Annotated in this window: 9 protein-coding genes; 2 read left to right on the top strand and 7 right to left on the bottom strand. The window is 28.1% G+C overall.

Going from position 1 to position 8,694, the window contains the following annotated elements; translation table 11 throughout:
* Window positions 1-11: 11 nt before the first annotated feature.
* The 4 genes from KGF52_RS19245 to KGF52_RS19230 all read right to left on the bottom strand — a co-directional run bounded on the left by KGF52_RS19245 (window position 12) and on the right by KGF52_RS19230 (window position 3,729).
* A complete protein-coding gene (locus tag KGF52_RS19245) occupies window positions 12-761 on the bottom strand; it encodes an amino acid ABC transporter ATP-binding protein (RefSeq protein ID WP_227841295.1) in 750 nt (249 codons plus the stop codon).
* Window positions 762-893: 132 nt separating this feature from the next.
* Window positions 894-2,069 (bottom strand): M20 family metallopeptidase, encoded by a 1,176-nt coding sequence (locus KGF52_RS19240; protein WP_227841294.1) that lies wholly within the window; start codon window positions 2,067-2,069, stop codon window positions 894-896.
* Window positions 2,070-2,208: 139 nt separating this feature from the next.
* Window positions 2,209-3,006, bottom strand: coding sequence for an amino acid ABC transporter substrate-binding protein (locus KGF52_RS19235; RefSeq protein WP_227829539.1), 798 nt, complete (start codon window positions 3,004-3,006; stop codon window positions 2,209-2,211).
* A gap of 60 nt (window positions 3,007-3,066) precedes the next feature.
* Complete coding sequence (locus tag KGF52_RS19230; RefSeq protein WP_227841293.1) at window positions 3,067-3,729, bottom strand: amino acid ABC transporter permease; 663 nt, start codon at window positions 3,727-3,729, stop codon at window positions 3,067-3,069.
* 246 nt (window positions 3,730-3,975) lie between these two features.
* Between KGF52_RS19230 and KGF52_RS19225 the strand changes: the two genes are divergently transcribed.
* Window positions 3,976-4,269: a YbaK/EbsC family protein gene (locus KGF52_RS19225; protein ID WP_227841292.1), complete on the top strand. Its 294-nt coding sequence runs from the start codon at window positions 3,976-3,978 to the stop codon at window positions 4,267-4,269.
* A gap of 58 nt (window positions 4,270-4,327) precedes the next feature.
* On the opposite strand, the gene KGF52_RS19220 is transcribed toward KGF52_RS19225, so the two are convergent.
* Complete coding sequence (locus KGF52_RS19220) at window positions 4,328-4,639, bottom strand: hypothetical protein (RefSeq protein ID WP_227841291.1); 312 nt, start codon at window positions 4,637-4,639, stop codon at window positions 4,328-4,330.
* 320 nt (window positions 4,640-4,959) lie between these two features.
* On the opposite strand from KGF52_RS19220, the gene KGF52_RS19215 reads away from it, so the two are divergent.
* Complete coding sequence (locus tag KGF52_RS19215; RefSeq protein ID WP_227841290.1) at window positions 4,960-5,712, top strand: AAA family ATPase; 753 nt, start codon at window positions 4,960-4,962, stop codon at window positions 5,710-5,712.
* A gap of 176 nt (window positions 5,713-5,888) precedes the next feature.
* Here the strand turns inward: KGF52_RS19215 and KGF52_RS19210 are convergent, their stop codons facing one another.
* Both KGF52_RS19210 and KGF52_RS19205 read right to left on the bottom strand, forming a co-directional pair.
* Window positions 5,889-6,317: a 4Fe-4S dicluster domain-containing protein gene (locus tag KGF52_RS19210; protein WP_227829542.1), complete on the bottom strand. Its 429-nt coding sequence runs from the start codon at window positions 6,315-6,317 to the stop codon at window positions 5,889-5,891.
* A 13-nt stretch (window positions 6,318-6,330) separates the two neighbouring features.
* Window positions 6,331-8,505, bottom strand: a complete 2,175-nt coding sequence (locus KGF52_RS19205; RefSeq protein WP_227841289.1) for a molybdopterin-dependent oxidoreductase — start codon at window positions 8,503-8,505, stop codon at window positions 6,331-6,333.
* Window positions 8,506-8,694: the final 189 nt, after the last annotated feature.

Here is an 8,694-nt window from a genome sequence, read left to right as displayed (position 1 = left end):
ATTATATGTTTTTAATTAAATACTTCTTCTTTCCTAATAATATTTAAAAATTTTGCTGTTCTTTCATTTTTTGGATTATTAAATATTTCATCAGGAGTTCCTTCTTCAGCTATCACCCCATTATCCATAAATATAATTTTATCAGCAACTTCTTTTGCAAAGTTTATTTCGTGAGTCACAATAAGCATTGTTATTCCCTCTTTTGCAAGCGATTTTATAACACTTAAAACTTCTCCAACAAGTTCTGGGTCAAGTGCAGATGTTGGTTCATCAAATAATATTACATTTGGATTTACTGCCATCGCTCTAGCTATACCTATTCTTTGTTGCTGACCACCAGATAACTTTGATGGATAAAAATCTTTTCTATCCAACATCCCAACTTTTTCTATTAATTCTAGAGAAATTTCTCTAGCTTCTTGTTTACTCTTTTTATGTACTACTATCAATGCTTCCATTACATTTTCTAATGCTGTTTTATTTTTAAATAGGTTATAGTTTTGGAATACCATAGATGTATGTTTTCTTAAATTTGCTATATCCTTTTTTGTTGCTTTTTCTACATCTACTTTTACATCTCCAATCATTATTTTTCCTTTTGTAGGCTCAACTAAATAATTTAAACATCTAAGTAATGTAGATTTACCTGTTCCAGATGGACCAAGTATAGCTACTACTTCGCTTTGATTTATTTCTAAATTTATACCTTTAAGAATTTCTGTACCTTTAAAACTTTTATGCAAATTCTCTACTTTTATCATTATTATCCACCTTTTTTAATAAATATAATAAACTAATCACATATTTGACACTAAAATTAATATGTTAATTTCAAATCTAAAAATAACTTAGTCGTTTTATTTTTAAATAAAATATATTCTTATAACTATAATCTAACATTGACAAAGATAATCTACTGCAAGTTGTGCAAATAATGAAGATGCTGTACTTAGACACTTTTCATCTATATTAAACTTATTATTATGAAGTTTGTAATTTATATTTTTTTCTTTATTGCCTACACCTATATACATAAATAAACCAGGTCTTTCTTTCATATAAATAGCAAAATCTTCACCTGTCATTGCTGGGAAATCAATCATTTCAATATTTTCATCTCCAAGTATTTTTAAAGCACTTTTTCTTCCTAGTTCTATCATATTTTTATCATTTACAACAGCGTCTCCTCCTGCACTCTTTTCAAACTTGCAATCCGCTCCATGAGCTTTACATATATTTCTTACCATATGCTCTAGTACTTCACTTATTTCAAGTACTTTTTCCTGACTTATAGCTCTAATAGTCCCCTGAAGTATACATATATCTGGTATTATATTTTTAGAGATACCAGAATTAAAAGAACAAACAGATACCACTGCTGGTACAACTGGGTCAATTTTTCTTGAAACTATCTGCTGGATTGATGAATATACTGCATTTCCAACCGCAATTGGGTCTATACAGTTATGAGGCTCTGCTCCATGACCACCTTTACCAATTATTGTTATTTCAAAAGTATTCGTTGCTGCCATAGCACAATTTCTAGCAATTCCAATTTTCCCTGACTCAATAGTTGGCCAACAATGACCTGTTGCTAATACGTCCACACCTTCAAGTACATTTTCCTTGATTACAATATCAGAACCACCTTTTTCTTCACCTGGTTGAAATAGTAATTTTACATTTCCATGCAGTTCTTCTTTTATGTCATTTAAAATCATTGCTGCCCCTAGTAACCATGAAACATGTGCATCATGTCCACAAGCATGCATATTATCATTTGTAGATTTAAATTCTAAATCATTTTCTTCTTTTATTGGAAGCCCATCCATATCGGCTCTAAGTAGTATTGTTTTTTTGCCATTATTGCTTCCTTTTATAGTTGCTAGTACTCCTGTACCTGCGACATCTATGTATTCAATATTAAGCTTATCTAGTTCTTTTTTTATAAGTTTGGATGTTTCAAATTCTTTAAATGCTAATTCTGGATTGCTATGTATTTGTCGTCTTATTTTTATAACCTTTTCATTATTTTTTAGTGCAATAGATTTTATTTTATCTTCAATCATTTATAAGACCTCCATAACTTATTTTAATCTATAAGGACTAATCTAAATACATTATAATACACAGATAACTATAGATAAATTTACATTTTCATAATTTTATCTATAGTTATCACAACTTTATATTTTATCTTTAAAGCATTTATTTTTGTATATCAGCACTTACATCCATTCCAAACCATTTCTCAGATATTTTTTTCACTGTTCCATCTGCAAGCATTTCTTCAATTGCCTTGTTTACATCTTCTTTTATAACTTTTGATTTTTCATCATTTTTCTTAAAGAAATAAGCTATATTAGTAACTGATAATTTTTCGTCTAACACTCTTACTTTCATATTAGCTTTTTTAGAATCTCCTACAACAGTAAGTTCTGCATCAATCCATGCACTAACTCTTCCTAAATCTAAATCTTGAAGACCGTTAGTTCCATCACCATAAACCTTTTCTTCAAATAAATTATCTTTATTAACAGTTGCTGCAACTTGTTGACCTTGAGAACCTTCTGATACTGCTACTACTTTTCCTTTTAAATCTTCAAGCTTGTTTATTTCATTGTTTCCATCTTTTACAGCTATACATACAGAATCAGAGCCATAAGGAACAGAAGCATCATATTTTTCTAATCTCTCTTTAGACATTCCAAAAAAGTTGGCTGCTACATCAACTTTACCTGAATCTAACATTCCGAATATAGAACTAAAACCTGTTGGTTCCATTTTTATTTTATATCCACTTCTTTTACCTATTTCTTTCCACATGTCAACTTCAAACCCTTTATGTTCTCCACTATCAACATAAGAATATGGGTCTGCTGAGTTAGATGAAGCTACAGTTATAATTTTTTCATCCTTTGCTTCTTCCTTTTTTGTACAACCAGTGACTAAAACTGTTAATGACAAAACTGCTACCAAACATTTTATAATATTTCTTTTTATCATGTCTCTTCTCCTCACATTATTTTTTATATAAAATACTTTTCTATGTATTTTTTTTATGACCTAATAATTGCTGATTTTCTTTTCTAATTTTTTTTGCCCCCAACTTAAAGGAGTTATTATACACCAATAAATTACCATAACTGCTCCATATACCTCAAAGAACTTAAAACTTAATGCTCCTTGTGATTTGGCAGCACCCATTATATCATTTACTCCAACAACAAAAGCTACAGAAGAACCTTTAATTAAATCTATAAAATTATTGAATAATGATGGCAATGCAACTCTTATTGCCTGTGGTACAACAATTCTTTTCATTGTTTGTAAATTTGTTAATCCCATTGCATATGCCGCTTCTATCTGCCCCTTATCAATTGAAAGTATAGATGCTCTTATCGTTTCTGACATATAAGCTCCCATATTCAAACTAAGTACTATAGATGTTGCAAATACTGGATCCATATTTTTTACAAAATCACTCATATAGGCCAAACCAAAATATAAAAAGAACAACTGTGGCATAAGAGGTGTACCTCTAAATATTGATACATATACTTTGCATATTTGATTTAATACTTTGACTTTATAATAAGATGATAATGCTACTATCGTTCCTATAATTAATGAAAATACCAGTGAACTTATTGCTAAAATCACAGTTACATTGAATGATTTCATTATTATTGGAAATAATTCCAAAAAATATTTCATGCTAAAAATCATAAAATAAGTCCCCCTCACTTAATGTTGTTTTTTGCAAACTTTTGTCACATGTTCAATTATAATAGAATTTTCTTTATTTTTCCAATAGAAAAAAACTATTTCCTTATCCACTTATATAGCCATCTTTAATATCAAATTTATTTAATATAATTGGACTGTTTAACTCATTTTTATAAAATTAATACATATGAAAAAGTTGTGATATAGATATTTACATATCATTACTACTATTGCAAATCAACCTCCATGGAAGACTGTGTATTAATCAATAAAAAATTAGATACAAAAAAATTTAGTAAAGAATTAAATATATCTCGTGTATCATTTGCTTCAGAAGAATTATTTGAAAGTATGTTAGTAAGCAAAGTAGATGCTGCAACAATTTTTAGTACAATTATTGATTGTAATAGAACTATCCAAGTAATATTAGATAAAGAAGTCTTAGAAAAGAATTATTATAGATGTAGTGATGGAACGAATACTGGATATATGAAAATAAAGACTGAGCAACCACAAAATACACAAGAGTTGGAACTGTAAAGTAAAATCCAAGTCCTAAATCTAGGAACCTCATTCCTGTTCCAGTAGTGCCGAAAGTTTAACTAAATTCTATAACAGAATTTAAAAGTAAAAGATAACCAATAAGTCTAAATCTTTTTGCATTTTCATTTATGAATAAGCTATATTCATAACTATTTAATATTTCTAACAATGACTTTACTATAATAAAATATGATACACCCAAAGAAAACCTTAATATACCAGATATAGAACCTTGTATAGTTGCTTCACCACTAAAACAAATATAACTAAAGCCTTTAATTCCTCCTACAGAAAGTACTAATGCTAAAAGAAAAAATAAAATTTGTAATATACCATTTAATAGATTTTTTATAAATTTATCAGACACTATATCAACTCCTTTAAAATATTTTATATACTACATCATATAATATCGTTTTTCAACAATTTTTTTATAATAAAAGATATATTTTTATTGTTACAAATATAAAATATTTTAATTTCCTAAGTAAATATTTTAAGAGTAATTAAAATTATCTGTTGTTAGTGTAAGGTTTCTGATAATTAACACTATGCATATCTATATCTAGATTCCAATTTAAAAATTATTAATATCTATATTAAAATTTATTAGATAAAAACCTAAATATAGTCACTAATTTTAAGTTATAATAAGTATATTAAAATCAATAAAAGGGAGTTTTAAATTTGAATGCTGAAAAAATAAATCAATATATTAGGTCAGTTAAACTAAACAGAAAAGGTATACATAGTATAAATGAATATCCATTTAATCTACCAATAGTAAAAAACTTATATCAACTTGAGTTTCATAAAAACGTAACTTTTATAATTGGTGAAAATGGAAGTGGAAAATCAACATTATTAGAAGCAATAGCTATTGAATATGGATTCAACCCTGAAGGTGGGACAAAAAACTTTGGCTTTAGTACTTATAATAGCCACTCTGAACTTCATAAATATATAACAATCACAAAAGGACCTAAAAAACCTAAGCAAAATTTTTTCTTGAGATCTGAATCTTTTTATAATGTAGCTACTGCAATAGATAAAGCTTCTATGTTTTCGTCAGGAGTAAAAACTATAAACTATTATGGAGGAGTATCATTGCATGAACAATCTCATGGTGAATCCTTCTTCTCATTATTTATTCATAAATTTTCTAAAGAAGGAATATATATATTAGATGAACCAGAGGCAGCACTTTCACCTGCTAGACAGATGGCTTTTATAACAAGATTACACGAATTAGTAACCCAAAATTGCCAATTCATCATAGCAACACACTCACCCATATTAATTTGTTATCCTAATTCAATCATCTATGAAGTAAATGAGAATGGCATTAATAAAGTTAAATGCGAAGACAGCGAAAATTATCAACTTACTCAAGATTTTTTAAATCATAAAGAAAAATTCTTAAACATATTAATTGATTAGTAATTTATAAGACAAACTTTTTGAAATAAAAATTTAAACTTCTAACTATCTCAATTTTTTATTTTATAAGTATATACATAAAAAAGACTACATTAAACTCGTTATAATACAAATTTAATGTAGTCTTTTACAAAGTTCATTTTACATCTTAGTATAAATTATAATTTATACTTAATCTACACTTCCATATTAAACTTTAATGCTCCTGTAGGACATACCATTACACAAGGTGCATCCATACCACACTCATTTCGTTCAACACAACCATTACACTTGTTTGCCTTACCATCATTTCCATAAATCAAAGCTCCATATTCACAAGCTTTTTCACAAAGTTTACATCCGATACAATCTTGATTATCTAATATGACAAATTTATGTTCTTTTTTAAAACAATCTTTAGGACATACATCTACACATTTTGCTTCATCACAATGAACACATGATAATGAGAAATATTCTACCTTTTCTTTTTCTTCCACTGTAAATACATGTCTAAAAAGTTCACCCTTATCTATGTCATTATCATTTTGGTCTATGCAAGCAAGTAAACAAGCCCCACATGCTGTACATAACTCTTTATTAAATTCAAATAAACTTTTCATTATATCCCCCCAATTATTTATTCACTTTTTCAATCTTACACTTACAACTTCTATATGCAGGGAATCCACTATAAGGGTCAAAATTATCACAGATGATACTATTTACATCAGCTTCTCTATATCCATGATACATATGTATGTTTTTATATAAAACTCTATCAGTAACTTTGACCTTTACATTCAAACTTCCTATTTTAGTAGTTATTTTTATATAATCTCCATTATTAATACCTAAGTCTTTTGCATCTAAACTAGAAATGTCACAACTAGCCTCATTTTTTAATATTCTTGAAAGCTTAACATCATGAAGTCTTGAGTGTAATGCATTTGGAATTCTTGCCCCTGATGTTAATAGGTAAGTATACTCATCTATATCATCATTAAATTCTTTGTATGTTGGTAATGCGTCTAAACCAAAATCTTTATATTTCTCAATAATTGTAGATTTTAATTCAAACTTAGATGTACTAGTGTCATATCCTTCTCTTGTATATGAACCTACTTCATATGGTTTAAAATCTTTACATTTCAAGGGTAAATCACTTTCTTTAAGCTCATCTACATCTACACAAGTTCCTTTAAACATGTATCTTATACTTGCTTCATAACCTGCTTTTAACAAATCATCCTCTATGTCCATAACATTTGCTAAGTCAGAAAGTATTTCTACATCTGATTTTGAATCATATAATGTATCAATTACTTTTTTCGTATATGTAATATACCCACCTGGATAACTCTTACATTCTTCTCTTTCAAAAGATGTGCATGCAGGTAAAAGTATATCTGCATATTTTGATGCATCTGTCATAAATAAATCTATATTGACAAAGAAATCTACAGTGTTTAGTGCGTTAAAAAGCCTTCCTGAATTAGGAAACATTCTAGCATTTATACCATGACAAAACAATGCTTTTATTTCATAAGGTGTCTTTTCTTCTATTTGTCGAGTTAAATCCATAGCTTGAAATTGAGTTACCATTTCATTCCAAAGAGGAAATCGTTCCCCACCAATTCTTTCATTTATATTTTTAGGTAGAGCTTCTTTTACAAACTCTTTTTCTAATGTTTGAAATCCTCCTGCCTTACCAGCAAAATAATCTTGTTTTGGTATGTTACCTCCAATTTTATCATAATTACCTGTTATAGCAGATAGAGACATCATTGCCCTATAATTTTGAAATCCATTTTGGTGATGAACTACTGGAGCAGCACTTTCATTTATACAAAATGGACCTTGCGATAACATCTCTACAGCTTTTACTATATCACCTTTAGAAACCCCTGTAACTTTGCTGACAGTATCTAAATCAAATAATTTTACGTATTCCTTGTATTCATCAAATCCATGTACATGTTTTTCTATGTATTCTTTATCTATCAAATCTTTTTCTATAAATAAATTAGCCATTCCAAGGGCTAAAGCTCCATCAGTACCAGGCTTAACTCTCAAATGCAAATCTGCTATTTTTTGAGTTGTTGGTGTTATCCTAGGGTCTACAATTATAAATTTTAAACCTTTGTCCTTTAGTTTACTTAGATTTACGCTATTTAAAAATTTAGAGTAGTATGGATTAAATCCCCAACCTAAATAAGTCTTTGCATTTTCCATATCCTGCATTGTAAAACTTCTTCCAGTTGCAACATTTCCAGCCATTTGTGCTGATGTTGAACATGAGCTTGATTCTGTACCATAATTAGGAGAGCCAAATGAAGATGCAAACCTTTGTAAAAACGGTCTATACCACTTTCCATACCCCGTAAAAAATGCTACATGTTTTGCTCCATATTCGTCTTTTATTTTATTTAATTTTTCCCCTATTTCACTATAAGCTTTTTCCCATGATATTGGCTTAAACTTTCCTTCACCTCTTTTTCCAATCCTCTTCAGTGGTGTTTTTATTCTATCTTCTCTATACATATATTCTCTATTACAAAGACCTTTTGTACACAACAACCCTCTGTTCATTGGATGCTCTTTTGTACCTTCTATTTTTATTACTTTACCATCTTTGACATATGCATCAATTCCACAATGAATTCCTGGAGAACAAATATCACATAAAGTTCTCTTTATTTCTATTCCTGTTTCTTTGCATGGTATCTTAGCCTTAATCAATTTATAACTATCCATATCAATATTTTCCTTTCCCAATGATAAATATAAAACACTATAATTATTATACATTCTTTTAATTTTATATATCACATTTTTAATTTTATATATTATAAATTTAAAATATATTTTTAATAATTAAATTTTATATACGTTAATAAGCTACTTAAATCATTATTTTTCACTCCTAGTTTACAGGATATTACAATAAAAATCTAATAGTAAATTGTTATTTATATATATTTTGCAATAGATAAAAAC

It is taken from the genome of Clostridioides sp. ZZV15-6597, from assembly GCF_020657815.1.
Taxonomy (GTDB): domain Bacteria; phylum Bacillota; class Clostridia; order Peptostreptococcales; family Peptostreptococcaceae; genus Clostridioides.
The sequence above is the reverse complement of the archived record's forward strand: the minus strand, read 5'-3'. Positions and strand labels throughout refer to the sequence as shown.